Here is a 23197-nt window from a genome sequence, read left to right on the forward strand (position 1 = left end):
TCCCGCGACCAGCGGGGCGCCGGACCGACCTCGAACGAACCGGGAGCCGGTCAGGCGGTCTCGGTGATCGGCCGGTCCACCCAGGACATCAGGTCGCGCAGCTTCTTGCCGGTCGCCTCGATCGGGTGCTGGTTGCCCTGCTCCTCGAGCTTGACGAAGTTCGGCCGGCCGGCCTCGTCCTCGGCCACCCACTCGCGGGCGAAGGTGCCGTCCTGGATCTCGCCCAGGATCTTCTTCATCTCCTCCTTGACCGCGGGCGAGATCACGCGCGGGCCGCGGGTGAGGTCGCCGTACTCGGCCGTGTCGGAGATGGAGTAGCGCTGGCGCGCGATGCCGCCCTCGTACATGAGGTCGACGATCAGCTTGAGCTCGTGCAGCACCTCGAAGTAGGCGATCTCCGGGGCGTAGCCCGCCTCGGTCAGCACCTCGAAACCGGTCTGCACCAGCGCGGAGGCACCGCCGCAGAGCACCGCCTGCTCGCCGAAGAGGTCGGTCTCGGTCTCCTCGGTGAAGGTCGTCTTGATGACGCCCGCCCGCGCGCCGCCGATGGCCGCGGCGTAGGCCAGCGCCAGCGCCTGCGCGCCGCCGGTGGCGTCCTGCTCCACCGCGATCAGGCAGGGCACGCCCTTGCCGTCGACGAACTGGCGGCGGACCAGGTGGCCCGGGCCCTTCGGCGCGACCATGGCGACGTCCACGTCGGCCGGCGGCTTGATCAGGTCGTACCGGATGTTGAAGCCGTGGCCGAAGAAGATCGCGTCGCCGTCCTTCAGGTTCGGCGCGATCTCCTCGGTGTAGATCACGCGCTGCTTCGTGTCCGGCGCGAGGATCATGATCAGGTCGGCTTCGGCGGAAGCCTCGGCGACCGACAGCACGCGAAGTCCCTGCTCCTCGGCCTTCGCCCGGGACTTGGACCCCTCCGGCAGGCCGATGCGGACGTCGACGCCGGAGTCGCGGAGGCTCAGCGAGTGGGCGTGGCCCTGGCTGCCGTAGCCGATCACGGCGACCTTGCGACCCTGGATGATCGAAAGGTCCGCGTCGTCGTCGTAGAAGATTTCCACTGCCATGGGGGGTACTACTTCCTTTCCTGACTTCTGCACGTCTGGGGGCAGGCGCCGGCCTGCCCGCCGTGGGGTTCCCGCCCCGGGGAACGCTGCTCAGCGGGGCGAGGTGGCGGTGATCGATCGGGCGCCGCGGCCGACCGCGACCATCCCGGACTGCACGAGCTCCCGGATGCCGTACGGCTCGAGCATCCGCAGCAGCGCACCGATCTTGTCCGACGTCCCGGTCGCCTCGACGGTGAGCGCCTCCGGGGACACGTCCACCACCTTGGCACGGAAGAGCTGGACGGTTTCGAGCACCTGGCTGCGCACGGTGTTGTCGGCCCGGACCTTCACGAGCAGCAGTTCGCGCTGCACCGCCGTGGACTGCTCCAGCTCCACGATCTTGATCACGTTCACCAGCTTGTTGAGCTGCTTGGTCACCTGTTCGAGCGGTAGCTCCTCAACGGCGACCACGATCGTCATGCGGGACACCTCGGGGTTCTCCGTGGGCCCGACGGCGAGGGACTCGATGTTGAAGCCGCGGCGGGAGAACAGTCCGGAGACCCGGGCGAGCACACCGGGCTTGTTCTCGACCAGCACGCTGAGCGTGTGGACGGTCATCGGTCCTCTCCTTCCGCGGCCGCGACGGTTTCGGCCACCTCCGGCGAAACGTCGTCGTCGTCGAACAGCGGCCGGATGCCGCGGACCGACATGATCTCGTCGTTCCCGGTGCCCGCGGCCACCATCGGCCACACCTGGGCATCCTTCCCCACGACGAAGTCGATCACGACGGGGCGGTCGTTGATCTCCATCGCGCGGCGGATGGTGGCGTCGACGTCCTCTTTGGTCTCACAGCGCAGGCCGGCACAGCCGAGCGCCTCGGCCAGCAGGGTGAAGTCCGGGATGCGGTGCTTGTGCGTGCCGAGGTCGGTGTTGGAGTACCGCTCGGAGTAGAACAGGTTCTGCCACTGCCGGACCATGCCGAGGTTGCCGTTGTTGATCACGGCCACCTTGATCGGCGCGCCCTCGATGGCGCAGGTGGCCAGCTCCTGGTTGGTCATCTGGAAGCAGCCGTCGCCGTCGATCGCCCACACCGGCGTGCCGGGCAGGCCGAACTGCGCGCCCATCGCGGCCGGGACGGCGTAGCCCATGGTGCCGAGGCCACCGGAGTTGATCCAGGTGCGCGGGTGCTCGTACTTGATGAACTGCGCGGCCCACATCTGGTGCTGCCCGACGCCCGCGGCGAAGACCGCGTCCGGGCCGACCAGTTCACCGATCCGCTCGATCACGTACTGCGGCGCCAGCGAACCGTCGTCCGGCCACTCGTACCCGGCCGGGTAGTCCTCGCGCCACGAATCGACCTGCGTCCACCAGCCGGTGAGGTCGGGGCGGTGGCCGTGGTCGAACTCGGCGCGCACCGCGGCGGTCAGCTCGCCGAGGATCTCCTTGCAGTCGCCCACGATCGGCACGTCGGCCTTGCGGTTCTTGGAGATCTCCGCCGGATCGATGTCGGCGTGGACGACCTTCGCCTCGGGCGCGAACGACGAGAGCTGCCCGGTGACCCGGTCGTCGAACCGGGCGCCGAGCGCGATCAGCAGGTCGGCCCGCTGCATCGACGCGACCGCGGCGACCCCGCCGTGCATGCCGGGCATGCCGACGTGCTGGCGGTGCGAGTCCGGGAACGCGCCGCGCGCCATCAGCGTGGTCGCGACCGGGATGCCGGTCAGCTCGGCCAGCTCCAGCAGCTGCTCGGAGGCCTCCGCCTTGATCACGCCGCCGCCGACGTACAGCACCGGCCGGTGGGCCTGCGCGATCAGCTTCGCCGCCTCGCGGACCTGCTTGCCGTGCGGCCGCAGCGTCGGGCGGTAACCCGGCAGCCGCAGCTCCGCGGGCCAGGAGAACGAGGTCATCTCCTGGAGCACGTCCTTGGGGATGTCCACCAGCACCGGTCCGGGCCGGCCGGTCGCCGCCAGGTGGAACGCCTCGGCGATGGCCCGCGGGATCTCCGCCGGGTCGGTGACGAGGAAGTTGTGCTTGGTGATGGGCATGGTGATGCCGCAGATGTCGGCTTCCTGGAACGCGTCCGTGCCGATCAGCGAACGGCTCTGCTGCCCCGTGATGGCGACGATCGGGACCGAGTCCATGTTCGCGTCGGCCAGCGGGGTGACCAGGTTCGTGGCCCCGGGGCCCGAGGTCGCCATGCAGACGCCGACCTTGCCGGTGGCCTGGGCGTACCCGGTCGCGGCGTGCCCGGCGCCCTGCTCGTGCCGGACGAGGACGTGCCGGACCTTCGTCGAGTCGAGCAGCGGGTCGTACGCGGGGAGGATCGTTCCGCCGGGGATGCCGAACACGACCTCGGCGCCGACCGCCTCGAGCGAGCGCACGAGCGACTGCGCGCCCGTGACCCTTACCGGGGTTCCCGCCGGCGGCGCCGGCTTCGGACGTGCTCCGGGGACACCGGGCGCGGTGGGCCCGGGCTTCGCGTCGCTGCGCGACGTGGCACTGGTCATCGGTTCTGCCTCGTGGGTTCTCGGTGTCGCTCGTTCGGGTTGACTGGGGCCCTACACCGGTCGGGAACCGGTTTCACGCAACAAAAAACCCCCGCCGACCGTAAGGTCGCACGAGGGTCGCGCGTCGACGCAGCGGACTCTTCCTAAGCGTCGACGCGCTGAGGAAGTACGAGGCCGGTCTGCGTTGTCACGGCGCTGACGTTAGACCGGCCGCCGCGCAAGTGTCAACTCTGCGGGACAGCGATTCCGCATGCTGGACGGCCAGTACTGTTCACGGCCACCCCCGCGGACCCGCGCGCACGCCCGCGCGAGCGCCGGTGCACCATTCTCGGGTGGACGGAAAAGAGCAGGACCAGACCGTGGACGAGGGCCGGAAGGCCGTCTTCAAGATCCCCAGCACGGCGTACCTGGCGATCGGGCTCCTGACCGTCTGTGTGACGCCGATCGCACTGGGCGAGATCGGCGGACTGCAATGGCTGTACGTGTTCCCGCTCGGCCTGTTCGTCTTCGTCGCGCGCTGGCGAACCGTCGCGACCAGGCGGGGCCTCGCCGTGCGGACCGTGTTCGGTCACCGCGACCTGCCGTGGTCGGCGCTCAAGGGGCTGGCCATCACCGGCAAGTCCCGGGTGCGCGCGGTGCTGCAGGACGACACGCAGGTCGCGCTGCCGACCGTGCGGACCCGGCACCTGCCCGTGCTCGCGCTGGTCAGCGAGGGCGCGGTCCAGGACCCGAGCGGAGTGCTGGGCGACGAGGACGTCCGGACCGCGAACCCGGACGGAACCGCTTCGGCCGCGAGCGCGGCGAGTGCGGCCGAGACCACCACCGGAACCACTCCCGCGGAGACCTCCGAACCCGAAGCCGACCCCGGTAAGTAGAATTGGTAGGACCAGTTTGCGGGGCGGTCTCGTGACCCCGCCTGGACCAGCCTTCTGACCTGGGAGAACGCCGTGCCGCACCTCCGTTCCCGGACCACCACCCACGGCCGCAACGCGGCGGGCGCGCGCTCGCTCTGGCGGGCGACCGGAATGACCGACAGCGACTTCGGCAAGCCGATCGTCGCCATCGCCAACTCCTACACGCAGTTCGTGCCGGGTCACGTGCACCTCAAGGACCTCGGCGAGATCGTCGCGGAAGCGGTCAAGGAAGCGGGCGGCATCGCCCGCGAGTTCCACACGATCGCCGTCGACGACGGCATCGCGATGGGCCACTCGGGCATGCTCTACTCGCTGCCCTCGCGCGAGATCATCGCGGACTCCGTGGAGTACATGGTCAACGCGCACCAGGCCGACGCGCTCGTGTGCATCTCCAACTGCGACAAGATCACCCCGGGCATGCTGAACGCCGCCATGCGGCTGAACCTCCCGACCGTGTTCGTCTCCGGCGGCCCGATGGAAGCGGGCAAGGCCGTGGTGGTCGGCGGGGTCGCGCAGGCGCCGACCGACCTGATCACCGCCATCTCCGCCTCCGCCAGCAGCGAGGTCGACGAGGACGGGCTGGCCGAGGTCGAGCGCTCGGCCTGCCCGACCTGCGGCTCCTGCTCGGGCATGTTCACCGCGAACTCGATGAACTGCCTCACCGAGGCGCTCGGGCTTTCCCTGCCAGGCAACGGCTCCACGCTGGCCACGCACGCCGCGCGCCGCGACCTGTTCGAAAGCGCCGGCCGCACCGTGGTCGAGCTGTGCAAGCGCTGGTACGCACCCGATGGCCCCGGCGACGAGTCGGTCCTCCCACGCTCGATCGCCACCAGGGCGGCGTTCGAGAACGCGATGGCGCTGGACATGGCGATGGGCGGTTCGACGAACACCGTCCTGCACATCCTCGCCGCCGCCCAGGAGGGCGAGGTCGACTTCACCATCAGCGAGATCGACGAGATCGGCCGCCGCGTGCCCTGCCTGTCGAAGGTGGCGCCGAACTCGGATTACCACATGGAAGACGTCCACCGCGCCGGCGGAATCCCGGCCATCCTCGGCGAGCTGCACCGCGGCGGACTGCTGAACACCGACGTCCACTCGGTGCACTCGCCCGACCTCGACTCCTGGCTGAACGAATGGGACGTTCGCGCCGCGTCCCCGTCGGAGAAGGCACTGGAGCTGTTCCACGCGGCGCCCGGCGGCGTGCGGACCACGAAGGCGTTCTCCACGGACAACCGCTGGTCCTCGCTCGACACCGACGCGACAGGCGGCTGCATCCGCGACGTCGAGCACGCGTACACCAAGGACGGCGGCCTCGCCATCCTGCGCGGCAACCTCGCCGAAAACGGCGCGGTCATCAAGGCCGCGGGCATCGACGAGGACCTGTGGCACTTCCAGGGCCCGGCGCGGGTGCTGGAAAGCCAGGAAGAGGCCGTGTCGGCGATCCTCAAGAAGGAGATCCAGCCCGGTGAGGTGCTGGTGATCCGCTACGAGGGCCCGGCCGGCGGCCCCGGCATGCAGGAGATGCTGCACCCGACGGCGTTCCTCAAGGGCTCGGGCCTCGGCAAGAAGTGCGCCCTGATCACGGACGGCCGCTTCTCCGGCGGCTCCGCCGGCATCTCCGTCGGCCACATCTCCCCCGAAGCGGCGGCGGGCGGCCTGATCGCACTGGTCGAAAACGGCGACCAGATCGTCCTCGACATCCACGAACGCCGCCTGGAACTCCTGGTCGACCCCGAGATCCTGGCCGACCGCCGATCCAAGATGGAAGCCGCCGAACGTCCGTGGCAGCCGAAGGACCGCCAGCGCCCGATCACCGCGGCCTTGCGCGCGTACGCCCGGATGGCCACTTCAGCGGACACGGGCGCGGTGCGCGACCCGAACAAGTGACCTGACCGGGGCGGCCGGGTCGCTCGGGTCGGTCAGGTTGGATCTCGCTGTCCTGACTGACCGCCCGCCTCGGCCACCCCGGCTGCCTCGTAAGGGTCGGCCGATTTCGCCGCCCAACGACCACCGGTCGATCCGGTTGCCCACTGACTCACTCGCCCAACGGCCACCCATCGGCCTCGCCGCCGAGCGGCCACCCAGCTGGCATCGCCGCCCAACGGCTACCCCGCCGATCTCGCCACCTAGCGCCGTCCGTTGTCCTGGCCACTAAGCGGCCACCAGCTGCTACCGCCCCACGACTACCCGCTGCCCTCGCCTGCACAACGGCCATCCCTTGATTTCGCCACCCGGTGACCATCCGTTCACCTGGCCGCCCAGCGCCCCCCGGCCTCGCCACCCGGTGACCATCCGTTCACCTGGCCGCCCAGCGCCCCCCGGCCTCGCCACCCAGCGACCATCCTCTGGCCCCGCCACCCAGCGCCCATCCTCGGTTTCGCCACCCGGCGACATCTGCTGGCCTGGCCACCCAGCGACCACACCCCGGCTTCGCCACCCGGCGACCATCCCCTGGCCCGGCCACCCAGCGACTACACCCCGGGTTAGCCACCGAGCGACCATCCATCGCTCATCCAACGACGACGAGCCTCCTCGGCCACCCCCGCGTCGTCGGCCGGGGCGGTTCGATCGGTCTGGCTCGTCCACGCGGATGCGAAAAGGGACCGTTCACTCGTAGTGAACGGTCCCCTCACTCGTCTCCGCCCGCCAGCAGCGGGTCACCGGATCACCGGGTGAGGACGATGACCACCACCGACGCGGCCGCAGCGAGGAGCAGCGAAACCAGTCCCAGCGGCAAGGGCCGTTTCCGCCACGGCGTGTTCTTGTCCAGCGAGATCCGGCCGGCCCCGGTGAAGATCAGCGACAGCGCGGCGAGGCCCAGCAGCAACTCGTACTCGAAGCCCCTGCCGTTCCCCTCGAAGAAGCCGCCGTGGAATTTCGCGTAGACGATGTTGACCGCGACGCCGAGCAGACCGGCGGCCGCGAGTGGCGTGAACAGGCCGACGAGCACCAGCGCCCCGCCCGCCACCTCGGTGACCCCCGTGATCCAGGAGAGCAAGGTGGTCTGCTTGTGGTAGCCGAACATCTCCAGCACGTGCGCGAACCCGCCGACCCCCGGTCCTCCGATGGCGCCGAACAGGTGCTGCAGCCCGTGCGCGCCCATGATCACGCCCAGCCCGAGCCGAAGGACCAGCAGACCCAGGCCGAGTCCGGCCTGGCGCGGCTCGTCGAAGTCGGCGCTGCTCTTGTCCTCCACCCCGGACAGCAGACTGGTCTGGTAGTCGTCCCCTTGACTGGTCACGCGCGAAGATTAGGCGATCTGGCCCCCGGCCGCGAGCAAGCACGCCGAGGTCAGGGGCCCCTTTTGCCCGGCTCCGCTCCTCGGAGCCGTCCCACGCCGCACCCGACACCGCTCAAGCTCCCGAGGGCACGGCGTCAAGCGGACGAAATCAGTACTCCCCGTGCACCAGGTTGTCCGGCAATTCGCCCCCGGCGTACCGCGCGATCTCGGCTGCGGCCACGGCGTACGAACGGCGTCGCCCCCCACTGACCATTCCGCCGATGTGCGGCGTCAGCAGCAGTCCTGGCGCCGTCCACAATGGGTGTCCCGGAGGCAGCGGTTCAGGGTCGGTGACGTCGAGAGCCGCGCGCAACCGTCCGGCGGTCAGCTCAGCGACCAGCGCGTCGGTGGCCACCACGGGACCACGCGCGGCGTTGACCAGCACGGCGCCGTCCCGCATCGCGGCGAGGAACTCCGCGTCGACCATGCCACGGGTGCGCGATGTGAGAGGGACCATCAGCACCACGACGTCGTGCACCGGCAACAGGTCCGGCAGTTCCCGGACGCCGTGCACCCCCTCGCGCGCGGACATGCCGACCATCGTGCAGCGCACGTCGAACGGTTCGAGCCGCCGCCGCAGTTGCCGGCCCAGGTCGCCGGCGCCGATGACCAGCACGTGCTTGCCCTGCAGCGTGTCGGCCGAGAATCGGGTCCAGCGGGCCTCCCGATGCGCATCGGCGAAGACGTCCAGATTCCGGTACAACGACAGCAGCACCGCGACGACCCACTCGGCCATGCTGCCGCCGTGCGCGCCACGGCAGGTGGACAGGAGCACGCCATCGGGGACCTTGCCGATCCAGTCCTCGGCGCCCGCCGTCAGCAGCTGGATCAGCTTGAGGTTCGGCAATTCGCGCCACAGCTGCGCGCCCGCGCGGTGACGGCCGGGGATGAGCACCTCCGCCTTGGCGGCCTCCGCCGGCGCCGGGTCGCCCCACTGGTAGCGCACGGCCTGCACGAGCGGGACCTCCGAGAGCGCGGCGACGCCCTCGTCGTCGGGGACCAGCACGGTTACGGTCATGATCACCACGGTAACCACTTACCCGTGGCTCACGCGGCGCCACCTAGGCTGGGTCACCGTGCGTACCCGGTACCGGTGGTCCTCGCCGCTGGCCCTGCTGGCCTGCGGCGGTCTCCTGCTTTCCGGCTGCGCCCGATTCGACGACAGCGCGGCGGGCCAGACCTTCAGCCCCGCGCCCGCTCCCAGTCCCGAATCGCCCCCCCAGGTCCAGGGCCCAGGCGATTCCGGCACCGACCCGGGCAAACCCGGTGGATCGCAGCCGGCGCCCACACCGGTTCCGCCGCCGCAGGGCTGCAAGGACTTCGACAAGGCCGTGATCGCCACCTGCCTGGACACCGTCGCGACCGTGGCCGGCCTGCCCGGCGACGGCACCACGCCCAGCGCCCTCGCCGGTGAGCGGAAATCCGGACGCGTCCTCCTCGCCACCGCGGGCCGCGACGCGACGCCGTTCGAACAGCTCGACGTGCAGGCGACCGGTGACGGCGGACTGACCGGGCTCGCGCTTTCGCCCAGTTACGTCGAGGACCAGCTCGTGTTCGCGTACGTGACAACGGACACGGACAACCGCGTCGTGCGCTTCGCGAAGGGTCAGCCGCCGAAGGCTGTGCTCACCGGCATCCCGAAGGGCACGACTGGCAACCGCGGCGCCCTGGCGAACGACGGCAAAGGCGCCCTCCTCGTGGCGACCGGCGACGCCGGCAACCCGTCTGCATCCGCCGACACCAATTCGCTGGCGGGCAAGATCCTCCGGATCGACACCTCCGGCAAGCCCTCCGCCGACAACCCGACGCCGGGTTCCGCGGTGTTCGCCTCCGGCCTCCACTCCCCCGGCGGCATCTGCGGCACCGCCGACGGCAAGCGCCTGTGGGTCACCGACCAGCCGGGCAACGCCGACGCCGTCTACCGGGTCCAGGCGGGCCAACCGCTCGCGGTGCCCGCGTGGACGTGGCCGGACAAGCCGGGCGTGGCGGGCTGCGCGGACTTCATCGACGCGAACGGCATCCTGGCCGTCGGCTCGGCGAGCGGCCTGCAGAACCTGCCGGTCAACGCGGACGGCGCCGTCACCGGCAGTCCCACGGTCAGCCTCGACAGCAAGGGCAAGCCCCCGACGACCTACGGCCGCCTCGCCGGCATGGGCATGATCAACCCCCAGCTGGCCGTCGCCGGCACCACCAACAAGGACGGCGGCAAACCCGTCTCCAGCGACGACCGCGTGGTGCTCATCACCATCAGTCAGACCAACGGTGGCCAGGGCAAGGACTAGGTCGTTGCCACCCCCGCCTGGGTCGCACCCCTGTCGCTCGCCAGCGGCGAATGCCTGGTCAGGACGCGAATCGCCTGGTGCCGAACTCCGCCTTTTTCAGCGATCGACGACCGAATGCTTCCCCCGTAGCCAACTGGCGACGACCCTTGAGCTTCGTCGTCGAGCCGCGACCTATGCGCTACCGATCAACGGCCAGCGCGGGTTCGTCGCCAATCCAAAACGAATTTGGCTATCCGCGGCTGGAGGCAAGTTTTGCTAGACGGCAGGTTGGTCTCACCCTCGGATGACCCAAATCGGCGGCCGTCCAAGCGTGGCCCATTGATCGTGAAGCCGGTTTTGCGGCCCGACGGATCGTCGCCGGCTGGCGACACCTCAGCTCTCGCCAGCCGGTGACGACGCAGCAGGTGCGCCCTAGTCGCCCGCTATCACCGGCTTGTCGGCATCCGTCGGCAACGGCAACGTCGCCGCTGGTCAGAGGCGTCGCCGCCGAGTGACCACGGCTGTGCGTAGCCAGGACCAGGCAGCTCGGCGCGACCGCTCAGGCCGAGCCCGACTAGAGGCGACAACGGTCTCGTTGATCAACGACGAAAAGACCGACCATGTCGTCAGCCAGGCAGAAAAGCGCATCGCCGCTCAGGAACGACGAGGGCGCGGAGCCCGGGCCTCCACGCGGGCGGCGCGAATGTCCAGCACGGCCGCCACCGCCGAGACCACCGCGAACAGCAGCCCCAAGTACCGTCCGGCCCCGGCGTTGATCTCGATGCCGGCGGTCTGCAGGAAGGCGCGCTGATCGCTGTCGAAGATCCAGGTGAGCGTGGTCCAGCCCACGACCATCAGCAGCAGCGCTCCGAGGCCGACCACCAGCCACAGGTGCGGCAGGCCGCTGGTCCGCACCTTCTTCACCTGCCCGAAAAGCACCACGGCCACACCGGCGAGCAGCAGCACGAACGGCGGGAACCACGCGAAGAAGTCCGAGTTCCACGCCGACCGCACGACGTCGCCGTGAGGGAGCGAGGCAAAAGCGGCGCGCACGTCGGGGGCGGCCGCGTCCGCGGTCAGCGTCGCCCACGGGAGGAAGAGTGACGCCAGCGCGAGCAGCCCGGCCCCCAGACCGAGCCACTCGCGCCAGGTGACGCGTTTGACGGAGAACGACAACTCAGGAGCCGACGCGCTCGATGATCAGCTCGCGAACCCGTTTGGCGTCGGCCTGGCCCTTGGTCGCCTTCATCACCGCGCCGACGATCGCACCCGCGGCGGCGACCTTGCCGCCGCGGATCTTCTCCGCGATGTCCGGCTGGGCGGACAATGCTTCGTCCACGGCGGCGAGCAGCGCGGAATCGTCGGAGACGACCTTCAGCCCGCGCTTCTCCACGACCTCGCGCGGCGAACCCTCGCCCGCGAGAACGCCCTGGACGACCTCCTTGGCGAGCTTGTTCGTCAGCTCGCCGGAAGAAACCAGCGCGATGACCTCGGCCAGCTGCTCCGGCGTGATCGCCAGGTCGGCGAGCTCCACCTCACGCGAGTTGGCCTCCTGGGCCAGCGTGTTGACCCACCAGCCGCGGGCCTCGTCCGGCGATGCGCCGGCCTCGACCGTCGCCGCGACGAGGTCGACGGCGCCCACGTTCAGCAGGTCGCGCAGCGCCTCGTCGGACAGGCTCCACTCGGCCTGAATGCGCTTGCGCCGCTCGGACGGCATCTCCGGCAACGTCGCGCGCAGTTGCTCGACCCATTCGCGTAACGGGGCGATGGGCACCAGGTCGGGCTCCGGGAAGTACCGGTAGTCCTCCGCGGTCTCCTTGGTGCGCCCGCCGGACGTGGTGCCGTCGGCCTCCTGGAAGTGCCGCGTCTCCTGCTTGATCGAACCGCCACCGGCCAGGATGGCGGCCTGGCGCGTCATCTCGTACCGCACGGCGCGCTCCACGCTGCGCAGCGAGTTGACGTTCTTGGTCTCGGTCCGGGTGCCGAATTCGGTGGCGTCCTTGTCCATCAGCGACACGTTCGCGTCGCAGCGCAGCGAGCCCTGGTCCATCCGGACGTCGGACACGTCGAGCGCGCTCAGCAGGTCACGCAGCGCGCTGACGTACGCCCGCGCGACCTCGGGCGCCCGAGCCCCGGTTCCCTCGATCGGCTTGGTGACGATCTCGATCAGGGGAACGCCCGCGCGGTTGTAGTCCAGCAGCGAGTAGTCCGCGCCGTGGATCCGGCCGGTCGCGCCGCCCACGTGCAGCGACTTCCCGGTGTCCTCCTCCATGTGCGCGCGCTCGATCTCCACCCGCACCACCTCGCCGTCGTCCAGCGTGACGTCGAGGTAGCCGTTGAAGGCGATCGGCTCGTCGTACTGCGAGGTCTGGAAGTTCTTCGGCTGGTCCGGGTAGAAGTAGTTCTTGCGGGCGAACCGGCACCACTCGGCGATCTCGCAGTTGAGCGCGAGCCCGATGCGGATCGCGCCCTCCACGCCCTTGCCGTTGACGACCGGCAGCGAACCGGGCAGGCCCAGGCAGGTGGGGCAGACCTTGGTGTTCGGCTCACCACCGAACTCGTTGACGCAGCCGCAGAACATCTTCGTCTTGGTGTTGAGCTCCACGTGGACCTCGAGCCCGAGCACCGGGTCGAACCGCTCGACGACGTCGGCGTAGTCCATCAACTCGGCCACGGCAGTCACTTCGTTCCTCCCAGCTCCGGGACCTTGTGCACGAGCGACCCGCCGGCGGCGGCGTCGCGCGCGGCCTCATAAGCGGCGCCGACGCGGTAGAGCCGGTCGTCGGCGAGCGCCGGGGCCATGATCTGCAGGCCGACCGGCAGTCCGTCCTCGTCGGACAGTCCGCTCGGGACGCTCATCGCGGCGTTGCCCGCGAGGTTCGACGGGATGGTGCACAGGTCGGCGAGGTACATCGCCATCGGGTCGTCCACGCGCTCGCCCATCTTGAACGCCGTGGTCGGCGTGGTCGGCGACACGAGCACGTCCACCTGGCCGAAGGCGGCGGCGAAGTCCTGCGTGATGAGCGTGCGGACCTTCTGCGCGGAGCCGTAGTAGGCGTCGTAGTAACCCGACGACAGCGCGTACGTGCCGAGCATGATCCGACGCTTCACTTCGGCGCCGAAGCCCTTCTCACGCGTCAGCGCCATGACCTCTTCGGCGCTGTGCGAACCGTTGTCGGACACGCGAAGGCCGTAGCGCATGGCGTCGAACCGGGCCAGGTTCGAAGACGCTTCACTCGGCGCGATCAGGTAATACGCGGGCATCGCGTAGACGAAGTGCGGGCACGAGACCTCGACGACCTCGGCGCCGAGCGCGCGCAACTGCTCGACCGCGGCCTGGAACGAACGCAGGACACCGCCCTGGTAACCGTCGCCGTCGAACTCCTTGACCACGCCGACGCGGACGCCCTTGAGGTCGCCGTTGGCCCCCTCGCGCGCAGCGGCGACGACGGGCGGTACCGGGGCATCGATGGAGGTCGAGTCCATCGGATCGTGCCCGGCGATGACCTCGTGCAGCAGCGCGGCGTCCAGCACGGTGCGCGCGCACGGGCCGGCCTGGTCGAGCGACGACGAGAAGGCGACGAGGCCGTAACGCGAGACGCCCCCGTACGTCGGCTTCACGCCGACAGTGCCGGTGACGGCACCGGGCTGGCGGATCGAACCGCCGGTGTCGGTGCCGATGGCGAGCGGGGCCTCGAACGCGGCGATCGAAGCGGACGAGCCGCCGCCGGAGCCGCCCGGGATCCGCGCGTGGTCCCACGGGTTGTGCGTCGGGCCGAACGCCGAGTTCTCCGTGGACGAACCCATCGCGAACTCGTCCATGTTCGTCTTGCCGAGGATGACGACCCCGGCTTCGTGCAGCTTGCGCGTGACCGTCGCGTCGTACGGCGGGAGCCAGCCCTCGAGCGTGCGCGAGCCGACCGTGGTGGGAATGCCCTTGGTGGTGAGGACGTCCTTGAGCGCCAGCGGCACCCCGGCCAGCGGCGACGCGGGCTGCTCGCCGGCGGCCAGTCGCTCGTCGACCTGCTTGGCCGCGCCCAGGGCGCCCTCGGCGTCGACGTGCAGGAACGCGTGGATGTGCTCGTCCACCGCGGTGATCCGGTCCAGGTGCGCCTGGGCGACCTCGACGGCGGACACCTCCCGCGCGTGGATCTTCGCCGCCAGCTCGGCGGCGGTCAGCTTGACGAGTTCGCTCACTGCTCTTCCCCCAGAATCCGCGGCACCCGGAACCGGCCCTCTTCGGCGGCCGGCGCGCCGGCTAGCGCCTGCTGCTGCGTGAGGCCGGGCTGGACCACGTCGTCACGGAAGACATTGGTCAGCGGGACGGCGTGCGAGGTCGGCGGGACGTCCTGCGTGGCGACCTCGCTCACCTTCGCCACCGAGTCCAGGATCTGGTCGAGCTGGCCCGCGAAGACGTCCAGTTCGTCGTCGGTCACGGCCAGCCTGGCCAGCTTGGCGAGGTGCGCGACCTCGTCTCGGGAAATGTTGGGCACGCGGGTAACTCCCGGGTTGTGCTGTGCGGGTGCGGTCGGAAGCTGCAAGTCTATGGTGGCGGCGTCGGCGAGCTCGACCGGGTTATCGCCGGACGGGCCCGGGTGAAGACCCCCGGCGGCGTCCCGCCCGGCGGACAGCGGTCTCCGCCGCTTGCCCCGTCTGTCACAATCGGCGGCCGGTACTACCCGGTCTGTCACAATCGGCGGCCGGCACGCGCGTTCCACGGCAAGGCTGGAACGCCTGAGGAGAGAGGGGCGCGCGGTGTCGTTCCTGCTCCGGGTCCAGCTTCCGGACTCACCCGGCACCCTCGGCGCCGTCGCGACGGCGCTCGGCACGGTCGGCGCCGACATCCTCAGCGTCGACGTGGTCGAACGCGGCGGCGGGATCGCCATCGACGACCTGGTGGTGGAACTGCCGTCCGGCCGCCTTCCGGACGCGCTCATCACCGCGGCCGAGAGCATCGAAGGCGTCGAGGTGGACGCGGTGCGCCCGTACGCGGGGGTGCTCGACACGCATCGCGAACTCGAGCTGGTGGAGGAGATCGCGGCGCGGCCCAAGTCCGGCCTCGACCTGCTGGCCGAGGGTGTGCCAAAGATCATCCGCGCGGGCTGGGCGGTGGTCGTCGAACATTCTTCCGCGGGCACGCGCCGGCTCGCCTCGTCGAGCGCCGCACCGGAGAACCCGTTCACCGACCTGCCGTGGCTGCCGCTGGAACGCGCCACCGTGCTGGACGGCGAAGAGGACTGGATCCCGGAGACGTGGAAGGAACTCGGCACCGAACTGGCGGCCACACCGCTGGGCAAGCCGGGCCGGGTTTTGCTCGTCGCCCGTCCGGGTGGCCCGAACTTCCGCGCCGCCGAGGTCGCCCGCCTGGCCCACTTCGCCGGAATCGTCGCCGTCGTCTTGGACGGCTGACGGCGACTACCCAGGTCACGCGCCGTTTGCGGATGCCGATCCGCCATCGCGCCTCAGCGGCAATCGCGGTCGCCATCACTGGAAACCGGCAACCGGCGCCTGTCTGTTGCCACAAGAAGGCGAGCGCCCATCGGCCGTAGCCGCGACCTGGCAAACGGCCATCAGCCACCTCGGCGGAGTCCGAACTGTCGCCGCCGGACGGTGAGCGGCGCCTCGCCACGAGTGGCCACCTAGCACCGACCAGCCGTTGCCCCCATGGGGCGAAGCCGGCTCGTGGATCGCCGCCACTGGCCGACCAGCGGGTCCGGGGGTATTCGCGACATGCCGAGCTACCCTGCCCGAAGTTCCCGAACGGCGACGGCTTATCTCCCACCGCCTTAGCAAGATGCAGGGCCCCCTGCGCCAGAGAGCGGCGGCGAGCCGACTGGCGGCGGGAGTATCGCTACTCGAACGAGTGACAGCTGTCCCAGCGGCGGCCGATTCGCGGCGAAGCGTCACCGCTGGACGGCGGGAGGGACCCGGAGCACGCCAAACACTTGGTTGCCGGTGAGCGGCAACCAACCGGAGTCGGAACCAGAACGCGCTAGAGATCGTAGCCGTAGGCGATCAAGGCAGTACCCGGGAACGGCTCCCAGTCCCGCTCCGGGAGCCGGCGGAAGCCGATGCGCTCATATAGACGATGCGCGGTCCTCATGCTCTCGAGGCTGCACAGCACAACCCGACCGGCGCCCAGCTCACGCGCGCGTTCGAGAACGGCTCGCGTCAGGGCCTCGCCGATTCCACGCCCTCGCGCCGTGCTCGCCACTGCCAGCATCCGAAATTCCAGTTCACCCGGTCGTGAAACCTCCGCGTACTTCGTGCCCGGGTGGACCACCGCGACCGAGCCGAGCACTTGCCCGGAAACGGCGACGGCGGCCAGCAGCTCCGTGTGGGCCGCACGACGGGAGACATCGCGCAGTTCGTCCTCGTAGCCGACGTCCGCTACGAGCAGGCCGCCAAGCCGATAAGCCTCGACGGTGACCTCCCCCACCGCGGCGAACTCGTCGCTGCGCGGCGGGCGGATCTCGTAATCGGTCATCGTCCTGCTCCATCCCTCAGGCTGTGTCTCCGGCGACCGCCCCCAGCTAGGCTACGAGCCGGCGGCCGGTTCCGTGCCCAGCGCCGGGCGGAAACCCGAGTCCGAACCGGAATCAGCATCCGGCCCAGCAGCGCCGGAATCAGTAGCGCCGGAATCAGCGCCGGCCGCCTCGTCGTCGCCAGGCGGCAACGCCACCTCGGCCGCCGCCTCCGGCCCGCGGTCCAGCAGTACCCGGAACCCGTTCTCGTCGAGCACCGGCACCTTCAGCTGCACGGCTTTCTCGTACTTGGACCCGGGCGATTCCCCCACCACGACGAACGCCGTCTTCTTCGACACCGAGCCCGCCGCCTTGCCTCCGCGGGCCATGATGACCTCCTTGGCCTCGTCGCGGGAGAATCCGTCGAGCGAGCCGGTCACCACGATGGAAAGCCCTTCGAGGTGACGCGGGATCGAGTCGTCTCGCGCTTCCTCCATCCGCACCCCGGCGTCTCGCCACTTTTCGACGATCTCCCGGTGCCAGGCCACCTCGAACCACTCCTGCACGGCGTGGGCGATGGTCGGGCCGACTCCGTCGACGTCCGCCAGCTCCTCCTCCGACGCGTCCTCGACGCGCTGGATCGAGCCGAACTCACGCGCCAGCGCCTGCGCCGCCGTGGGCCCGACGTGGCGGATCGACAGGGCGACGATCACCTTCCACAACGGCCGGTCCTTCGCCACGTCGAGATTCGACAGCAGCTTGTGCGCGTTCGCCGACAGCTCACCCGCCTTGGTGCGGAACAGCTCCACCTCGGCGAGCGAGTCCTCGTCCAGGTCGAAGACGTCGCCCTCGTCCGCGACCACGCGCGCGTCCAGCAGAGCGACGGCGGCCTCGTAGCCGAGCACCTCGATGTCGAACGCCCCGCGCCCGGCCAGGTGGAACAGCCGTTCCCGCAGCTGCGCCGGGCAGAATCGGGTGTTCGGGCAGCGGATGTCCTTGTCGCCCTCTTTCTGATACGCCAGCTCGGTGCCGCATTCCGGGCAGTGCGTGGGCATGACGAACTCGCGCTCCGCACCCGTACGCGCGTCCACGACCGGTCCGAGCACCTCGGGGATCACGTCGCCCGCCTTGCGGATCACGATGCGATCGCCGATCAGGACGCCCTTGCGCTTGACCTCCTCCTGGTTGTGCAGCGTGGCCCGGCCGACCGTGGAGCCCGCGACCTTGACCGGTTCCGTGAGGGCGAACGGCGTCACCCGCCCGGTGCGGCCGACGCCCACCTTGATGTCCAGCAGGGTGGTGATGGCCTCTTCCGGCGGGTACTTGTACGCGATCGCCCACCGGGGCGCGCGCGAGGTAGTGCCCAGCCGGCGCTGCAACGAGACCTGGTCGACCTTGATCACCACGCCGTCGATCTCGTGCTCCGCGTCGTGCCGGTGCTCGCCCCAGTACGCGATGTGCTCGGTGAGCTCCTCGGCCGTGTGCAGCACGCGCGTGTGCGGCGAAACCGGCAGCCCCCACGCGACCAACGCGTCGTACGCGTGCGACTGCGTGATCGGCTCGAAGCCCGCGCGCTTGCCGAGGCCGTGGCAGATCAGCCTCAGCCGCCGGGCCTTCGTGACCTTGGGGTCCTTCTGACGCAGTGAGCCGGCGGCAGTGTTGCGCGGGTTCGCATACGGCGGCTTGCCCGCCTCGACCATCTTCGCGTTGAGCTCCAGGAAGTCCTCGACGCGGAAGTACACCTCGCCACGCACCTCGACCAACGCCGGCACGGGGAACTCGTCGGAGGCGGCCAATACGTCCGGGACCTGCTCGAGGGTGCGGATGTTCAGCGTGACGTCCTCGCCCGTGCGGCCGTCGCCGCGGGTGAGGCCACGGGTGAGCTTGCCGTTCTCGTAGAGCAGGTTGATCGCCAGTCCGTCGATCTTCAGCTCCGCCAGGTACTCGGTGGCGCCGATCTCCTTCTCCACGCGCTCGACCCAGGCGCGGAACTCGTCGGTGTCGAACACGTTGTCGAGGCTCAGCATGCGCTCGAGGTGATCGTGCGCGGTGAACTCGGTGGAGAACGTGCCGCCGACGTTCTGAGTCGGCGAATCCGGCGTGACCAGCGCCGGGTGCTCGTCCTCGAGGCGCTGCAACTCGGCCAGGAGCGCGTCGAACTGGCCGTCGGAGATCAGGGGCGCGTCCCGCACGTAGTACTGGAACTGGTGCCCGCGGATCTCCTCGGCGAGGACGGCGTGCCGATCGCGCACGTCGGCGGGGACGTCGGTGACGTCCTCGGCCGCCTCGGCGGGGGCGGCCAGCTGGTTCTGGGGGAGATCGCTGCTCACGGGTGGTAACCCTAGCCGGAGCCACCGACACTTTCGCCCGGTCGCTCGTCGAGGGCCTGGACCAGCTCGCGGAGCTGCAGGAGGGTGATCGTGGCCTCGGGTTCGGCCAGGGCGGCTTCGACGCGGCGCAGCCGTTCGGCGGCCAGCCGCTCACCCAGCGTGGCGTCGAGCGGGAGGAAGGTCATCGTGGTGCGGGCCGCGTCGTCCAGTTCGCCCAGCATCGGGTGGTAGACGGCGACGTCGACGACCTGCTCGTCCACCTGCGCCACCACGCGCACGTCGGCCAGGCTGATCCGGTGCTCGCCGAGGTTCACCGTCACCTCGCTCGGGTCCGGCACCGGCGGGACGGAGTCGTGGTACTCCCAGATGGCGTCGTCGGGCGGGCCGGCGGCCTTCCACGCGTCGGTGTAAGGGCGCAGCTCCGGGTCTTCCTGGCCGCTGATGACGAGCGCGTAGATCGACCGGCGGCCCCGCTCCAGCGCGAAGTGCAGGCGCGGGTGCAACGCCTCGACCAGCCCGCACAGGTCGTGCTCGATGCGGTGCGGTTCACGGTCGCCCAGCGCCGCGCTGATCTGCGGAAGCAGCTCGAACCAGGCCTGCCAGAACGCCTGGGCCGCGGCTTCGGCGTCGGCGGGCACGGACTGGTCGGGCCACGGCGTGCGCGGGTCGGGCAGGTCGGAGCCGCTGCGGTCACGGCGGCGGAACAGGCGCATGATCGGCAAATCCCCGTCTCGGTCGGTCTCCCGACACGCTACAAGTCCGGCGCTCCGGCCGTCCGCGGGTCGGCAGACTCGGTGGCATGGACGCATTCGGCACCACCGGCTGGCAGTGGCTGAACCCTCCCCCGCACTTCGGCGGCTCGGACGGTCTGGCCGTCCGAACAGCGCCGGACACGGACTTCTGGCGCACCACGCACTACGGCTTCGTCCGCGACACCGGTCACGCGCTCGGCCGCACGGTCTCGGGCGATTTCACGGCCACCGCGACGTTCTCCGGCGAGTACACCCACCTCTACGACCAGGCAGGGCTGCTGCTGAGAGTCAACGAGACGACGTGGCTCAAGACGGGCATCGAGTACGTCGATGGCGAGCAATTGCTGAGCGTTGTGGTGACACGGGAGGTGTCGGACTGGTCGGTCGTCTCGCTGCCGGTCTCCCCCGTCTCGGTGACAATCGCCGCCGAGCGGGCCGGGGACACGGTGACGGTCAAGTACGGTCTCGACGGCGCTCCCGCGACACGGATGACCCGGCTGGCGTACTTCCCGCCGGACACCCCGGTTTTCGCCGGGGTGATGGCGGCGTCGCCGCAGGGGCCCGGCTTCAGCGTGCGCTTCGACTCCTGCGTCATCACCCCCGGCTGACGCTCACCAGGTCTCGGGCGGCTCCAAGAATGCCTTCCCGACGTCGCGGACCAGCGCCAGCGCGGTGCGCATCCACTCCGGCGTCGCACCCGCCATGCCGCAGGCCGGGGTCGGGACGGCGCGCTCGACCAGGATGTCCCGGTTGAAGCCGAGCCGGTCGACGAGTTTGAACGCGGGCGCGGCGACGTCGCGCAAGGCCACCGGCGCACCCGGGTCCGTCGCCGGTACGAGGCCGAGGAACAGGACAGTTCCGCTGTCCCACGCTTCGCCGATCTCGTCCAGGAAGGCGGCGGACGAGCCGCTGAGCCGCGTGAAGTCGAACGCGATCGCATCCGCGCCGGCCGCCCGAAGCAGCGAGATCGGCGGTTGGGGCGCGCAGCAGTGCACGACCACGGGCTGCCCGGTGACGCCGTGGATGCTGTCGATCACCGTGGCCAGGAGGTCCCGCGCCTCCGGCTCGGCCACGGCCGCGACGTTGCCGTAGCCGGAAGGCGTCGACAGGCCACCGGCAAGCACGGCGGGCAACGACGGCTCGTCAAGCTGCACGACCACGGGCGCGCCGGTCCGCGCCGTCAGCTCACGGACGTGCTCGGCCACACCGTCCAGCAGCGACGCGGTGAAGTCACGCAACGCCCCACGATCGGTGAGGACCCGGTGCCCGCGGGGAAGCTCGACCCCGGCGGCGAGCGTCCACGGACCGGCGATCTGCGTTTTGATCACCGGCGGCGTGCCGCCGGCCTTCTCTTTAGCCTCCTGGAGGGCGTCCAGGTCCCACTGCAGCAGGTCACGCCCGCGGCGGTGCTCGTGCCCAGGCCGCGCGGCGACGCGGTAGCCGCTGGGCACCACCTCGACTGCGAGGTCGACGAGCAAGGCAGCGGTGCGGCCGAGGATGTCTGCGCCCACGCCGCGCGCCGGGAGTTCGGGCAGGTGCGGAAAGTCGGGAAGCTCGCCGAACACGACGGCCGACGCTTCGGCCGGGTCCGTCCCCGGCATCGAGCCGATCGCGGTGGCGGCGCCCGCAGGCCAAGCTCGTTCAGTCACGACGGGGATTCTCGCCGAGCCGGCCGCGGTGTCCCCCACCGGGCCGTTCTCGGGTACTCGCGGTAGCCGGACATTCGCCGCATATCCCTTTGTCAGCCCCGAATTCGTGAGGACAGAGATACCCTGGATCGTCATGACGAGTTCCGCGCCGCCACCGCCGGGCAGGTTCCCCGACGAGGTGAGTCCCGGCCGACCGCAGAAATGGGACGGCGAGCCACGGATCCCCGAGCGGCGTTCACCCGTCCGATCGTACGGCGGCACACTGTTCACCGAGCCGGTGCTGCTGGTCAGCCGCCAGCCGGAGGCCTTCGGGACCAGCCAGGAGTACGGCGTCTACGACCAGCACGGCACCCGCGTCGGCGGTGTCGCCGACGTCAGCCACGGTTTCCTGCTCAAGGCCGCTCGCCTGCTGCCGAAGTACGACCAGTACGTCACCCACAAGTTCGAGGTCCGCGACGCCAACCACAGCACTGTCCTGAAAGTGACGAGGCCGGCGAAGGACCCGCGCCCCCGCTTCCTGGTGACCCGCGCCGACGAGACCCCCATCGGCGAAATCCTCTGCGAGCCCACGTCCGGCAAGTCCCGCTTCACCTTCGTCGCCGGCGGCAGCATCGTCGGCAGGGTCGTCGCCGCGGACTGGCGAACAGGCGACATCGCGATCAAGAACCAGACGAACGCCGAGGTCGCCCGCGTCCGGCAATCACCGCCCAAATCAGCGAGCAACCTTCCCCCACGAACCTACGTCGTCGAGATCCCACTTCAGCTGCCTGAGCCGCTGGCCAGCATGGTGGTCGCGACCACCCTCACCATCGACACCGCTCTCGCCCGGGCCATCACCTGACCGAGTGACCGGTCTCTCATTCCGACCAGGTGGACACGGGGGCGGTAACGGCCCAATGTGAGGAAAAGGCCAGGACAGCGGAGTCCTGTCCGGACGGAGGTCGCCGTGGAGCCATTGCCCGAAGACAGCAGCCGGAACTGGACTGAGCCCGGCGTCTACGAGGTGGCCGCCGGTGTCTACCGCATCCCGTTGCCGTTACCGAACGACGCGCTCCGCGCGGTCAACGTCTACGCCGTCACCGATGAAACCAACTTCGTCCTGATCGACTCCGGCTGGTCCCTCCCCGAAGCCCGCCAGCTGCTCACCGATGCGCTCAAGGCAATCGGCGCCGAACTCGGCGACGTGCGCGAGTTCCTGATCACCCATGTCCACCGCGACCACTACACCCAGGCCGTGGCACTGCGGCGGGAGTTCGGCACCAAGATCTCCCTGGGCCAGCTGGAGGAACCGTCGCTGAAGGCTTCGGCCAACCCGGACGAGTTCCCGATGCAGGCCCAGATCGAGCTTCTTCGCAGCAGCGGGGCCGACACCGTCGTGACCGCTCTCGGGCAACTGTTCGGTCACTCACCACGCCACACCGAGGCCCACCTGTGGGAAAGCCCCGACGAGTGGCTGACCCCCGGCCGCCGTTCCGTGCTGCCGGACCGCCAGCTTGAGGTCATCCACACCCCCGGCCACACCAGCGGTCACATGATCTTCGTCGATGGTGCCGCCGGCCTGCTGTTCTCGGGTGACCACGTCCTCCCCCACATCACCCCGTCCATCGGTTTCCAGCCCGTCCCCGCCGAGCTGCCCTTGAACGACTACCTCAACTCGCTGAAACTCGTCCGCGCGTTGCCCGACCGGCGTCTGCTGCCCGCCCACGGCCCGGTCACCGACAGCGTGCACAGCCGCATCGACGAACTCCTCGAACACCACCGGCGGCGCCTTGAGACCATGGCTGCCCAGGTGGAGGCCGGGGCCACCACCGCGTACGACACTGCGAACCGACTGGGCTGGACGCGGCGAGGCCGCAAGTTGTCCGAAATGGACGCCTTCAACCAAATGCTGGCCGTCCTGGAGACTGGCGCCCACCTTGACCTGCTCGTCTCGCAGAACAAGCTTGTCGCCCAGCAGGTCGACGGGATTCGCCACTACAAGACCGTGTAAATCACGC

Annotated in this window: 20 protein-coding genes; 7 read left to right on the forward strand and 13 right to left on the reverse strand. The window is 70.1% G+C overall.

Annotated features, from left to right (window positions below):
• Positions 1-50: 50 nt before the first annotated feature.
• From ilvC to NYF13_RS32815, 3 genes are all read right to left on the reverse strand, one after another.
• Entirely contained in the window at positions 51-1064 is a 1014-nt protein-coding gene (gene ilvC / locus NYF13_RS32805) for a ketol-acid reductoisomerase (protein ID WP_315661805.1), read from the reverse strand.
• Between the two features lie 90 nt (positions 1065-1154).
• A complete protein-coding gene (gene ilvN, locus NYF13_RS32810) occupies positions 1155-1661 on the reverse strand; it encodes an acetolactate synthase small subunit (RefSeq protein ID WP_086842284.1) in 507 nt (168 codons plus the stop codon).
• The gene (locus NYF13_RS32815) at positions 1658-3550 is read right to left on the reverse strand and encodes an acetolactate synthase large subunit (RefSeq protein WP_315661806.1); all 1893 of its coding nucleotides are present in this window, start codon (positions 3548-3550) and stop codon (positions 1658-1660) included. The genes ilvN and NYF13_RS32815 overlap by 4 nt, the downstream gene beginning before the upstream one ends.
• Positions 3551-3882: 332 nt before the next feature.
• Between NYF13_RS32815 and NYF13_RS32820 the strand changes: the two genes are divergently transcribed.
• Together NYF13_RS32820 and ilvD are read left to right on the forward strand one after the other, a co-directional pair.
• Positions 3883-4425, forward strand: coding sequence for a PH domain-containing protein (locus tag NYF13_RS32820; protein WP_315661807.1), 543 nt, complete (start codon positions 3883-3885; stop codon positions 4423-4425).
• Positions 4426-4497: 72 nt separating this feature from the next.
• Positions 4498-6351, forward strand: coding sequence for a dihydroxy-acid dehydratase (ilvD, locus tag NYF13_RS32825; protein WP_315661808.1), 1854 nt, complete (start codon positions 4498-4500; stop codon positions 6349-6351).
• 778 nt (positions 6352-7129) lie between these two features.
• On the opposite strand, the gene NYF13_RS32830 is transcribed toward ilvD, so the two are convergent.
• Together NYF13_RS32830 and NYF13_RS32835 are read right to left on the reverse strand one after the other, a co-directional pair.
• A complete protein-coding gene (locus NYF13_RS32830; protein ID WP_315661809.1) occupies positions 7130-7705 on the reverse strand; it encodes a DoxX family protein in 576 nt (191 codons plus the stop codon).
• 148 nt (positions 7706-7853) lie between these two features.
• Positions 7854-8762 carry a 2-hydroxyacid dehydrogenase gene (locus NYF13_RS32835; RefSeq protein WP_315661810.1) on the reverse strand — a complete coding sequence of 303 codons (909 nt, stop codon included), beginning with the start codon at positions 8760-8762 and terminating at the stop codon, positions 7854-7856.
• A 58-nt stretch (positions 8763-8820) separates the two neighbouring features.
• Between NYF13_RS32835 and NYF13_RS32840 the strand changes: the two genes are divergently transcribed.
• Positions 8821-10026 carry a PQQ-dependent sugar dehydrogenase gene (locus NYF13_RS32840; RefSeq protein ID WP_315661976.1) on the forward strand — a complete coding sequence of 402 codons (1206 nt, stop codon included), beginning with the start codon at positions 8821-8823 and terminating at the stop codon, positions 10024-10026.
• 633 nt (positions 10027-10659) lie between these two features.
• Here the strand turns inward: NYF13_RS32840 and NYF13_RS32845 are convergent.
• From NYF13_RS32845 to gatC, 4 genes are read right to left on the reverse strand one after another with little or no spacing between them, the layout of a single operon-like run.
• Complete coding sequence (locus NYF13_RS32845; protein WP_315661811.1) at positions 10660-11181, reverse strand: hypothetical protein; 522 nt, start codon at positions 11179-11181, stop codon at positions 10660-10662.
• A 1-nt stretch (position 11182) separates the two neighbouring features.
• Entirely contained in the window at positions 11183-12688 is a 1506-nt protein-coding gene (gene gatB / locus NYF13_RS32850) for an Asp-tRNA(Asn)/Glu-tRNA(Gln) amidotransferase subunit GatB (RefSeq protein WP_315661812.1), read from the reverse strand.
• The gene (gene gatA, locus NYF13_RS32855) at positions 12685-14202 is read right to left on the reverse strand and encodes an Asp-tRNA(Asn)/Glu-tRNA(Gln) amidotransferase subunit GatA (RefSeq protein ID WP_315661813.1); all 1518 of its coding nucleotides are present in this window, start codon (positions 14200-14202) and stop codon (positions 12685-12687) included. The genes gatB and gatA overlap by 4 nt, the downstream gene beginning before the upstream one ends.
• Positions 14199-14498, reverse strand: coding sequence for an Asp-tRNA(Asn)/Glu-tRNA(Gln) amidotransferase subunit GatC (gene gatC / locus NYF13_RS32860; protein WP_315661814.1), 300 nt, complete (start codon positions 14496-14498; stop codon positions 14199-14201). The genes gatA and gatC overlap by 4 nt, the downstream gene beginning before the upstream one ends.
• Positions 14499-14760: 262 nt before the next feature.
• Between gatC and NYF13_RS32865 the strand changes: the two genes are divergently transcribed.
• A complete protein-coding gene (locus tag NYF13_RS32865; RefSeq protein WP_315661815.1) occupies positions 14761-15414 on the forward strand; it encodes an amino acid-binding protein in 654 nt (217 codons plus the stop codon).
• Positions 15415-15997: 583 nt separating this feature from the next.
• Here the strand turns inward: NYF13_RS32865 and NYF13_RS32870 are convergent.
• The 3 genes from NYF13_RS32870 to NYF13_RS32880 are packed head-to-tail and all read right to left on the reverse strand — an operon-like array spanning position 15998 to position 19512.
• The gene (locus NYF13_RS32870) at positions 15998-16492 is read right to left on the reverse strand and encodes a GNAT family N-acetyltransferase (protein ID WP_315661816.1); all 495 of its coding nucleotides are present in this window, start codon (positions 16490-16492) and stop codon (positions 15998-16000) included.
• A 51-nt stretch (positions 16493-16543) separates the two neighbouring features.
• A complete protein-coding gene (ligA, locus tag NYF13_RS32875; protein ID WP_315661817.1) occupies positions 16544-18799 on the reverse strand; it encodes an NAD-dependent DNA ligase LigA in 2256 nt (751 codons plus the stop codon).
• A gap of 11 nt (positions 18800-18810) precedes the next feature.
• Complete coding sequence (locus tag NYF13_RS32880) at positions 18811-19512, reverse strand: hypothetical protein (RefSeq protein ID WP_315661818.1); 702 nt, start codon at positions 19510-19512, stop codon at positions 18811-18813.
• Positions 19513-19598: 86 nt separating this feature from the next.
• On the opposite strand from NYF13_RS32880, the gene NYF13_RS32885 reads away from it, so the two are divergent.
• On the forward strand, positions 19599-20159 hold the full coding sequence (locus NYF13_RS32885; RefSeq protein WP_315661819.1) for a DUF1349 domain-containing protein: 561 nt from the start codon (positions 19599-19601) through the stop codon (positions 20157-20159).
• Positions 20160-20162: 3 nt separating this feature from the next.
• Here the strand turns inward: NYF13_RS32885 and NYF13_RS32890 are convergent, their stop codons facing one another.
• Positions 20163-21200, reverse strand: a complete 1038-nt coding sequence (locus tag NYF13_RS32890; RefSeq protein WP_315661820.1) for a methionine synthase — start codon at positions 21198-21200, stop codon at positions 20163-20165.
• Between the two features lie 133 nt (positions 21201-21333).
• Here NYF13_RS32890 and NYF13_RS32895 point away from each other — a divergent pair, with 133 nt between their 5' ends.
• Positions 21334-22041, forward strand: coding sequence for a scramblase (locus NYF13_RS32895; RefSeq protein WP_315661821.1), 708 nt, complete (start codon positions 21334-21336; stop codon positions 22039-22041).
• 105 nt (positions 22042-22146) lie between these two features.
• On the forward strand, positions 22147-23190 hold the full coding sequence (locus NYF13_RS32900) for an MBL fold metallo-hydrolase (protein ID WP_315661822.1): 1044 nt from the start codon (positions 22147-22149) through the stop codon (positions 23188-23190).
• Positions 23191-23197: the final 7 nt, after the last annotated feature.

It is taken from the genome of Amycolatopsis sp. PS_44_ISF1, from assembly GCF_032335455.1.
Lineage (GTDB): Bacteria > Actinomycetota > Actinomycetes > Mycobacteriales > Pseudonocardiaceae > Amycolatopsis.

What these genes read in the sequence shown, in the direction of transcription:
- ilvN (WP_086842284.1), bottom strand. Translation starts at nt 1,661, where the DNA reads ATGACCGTCCACACGCTCAGCGTGCTGGTCGAGAACAAGCCCGGTGTG.
- NYF13_RS32880 (WP_315661818.1), bottom strand. Translation starts at nt 19,512, where the DNA reads ATGCGCCTGTTCCGCCGCCGTGACCGCAGCGGCTCCGACCTGCCCGAC.
- NYF13_RS32815 (WP_315661806.1), bottom strand. Translation starts at nt 3,550, where the DNA reads ATGACCAGTGCCACGTCGCGCAGCGACGCGAAGCCCGGGCCCACCGCG.
- ilvC (WP_315661805.1), bottom strand. Translation starts at nt 1,064, where the DNA reads ATGGCAGTGGAAATCTTCTACGACGACGACGCGGACCTTTCGATCATC.
- NYF13_RS32870 (WP_315661816.1), bottom strand. Translation starts at nt 16,492, where the DNA reads ATGACCGATTACGAGATCCGCCCGCCGCGCAGCGACGAGTTCGCCGCG.
- NYF13_RS32885 (WP_315661819.1), top strand. Translation starts at nt 19,599, where the DNA reads ATGGACGCATTCGGCACCACCGGCTGGCAGTGGCTGAACCCTCCCCCG.
- NYF13_RS32835 (WP_315661810.1), bottom strand. Translation starts at nt 8,762, where the DNA reads ATGACCGTAACCGTGCTGGTCCCCGACGACGAGGGCGTCGCCGCGCTC.
- NYF13_RS32895 (WP_315661821.1), top strand. Translation starts at nt 21,334, where the DNA reads ATGACGAGTTCCGCGCCGCCACCGCCGGGCAGGTTCCCCGACGAGGTG.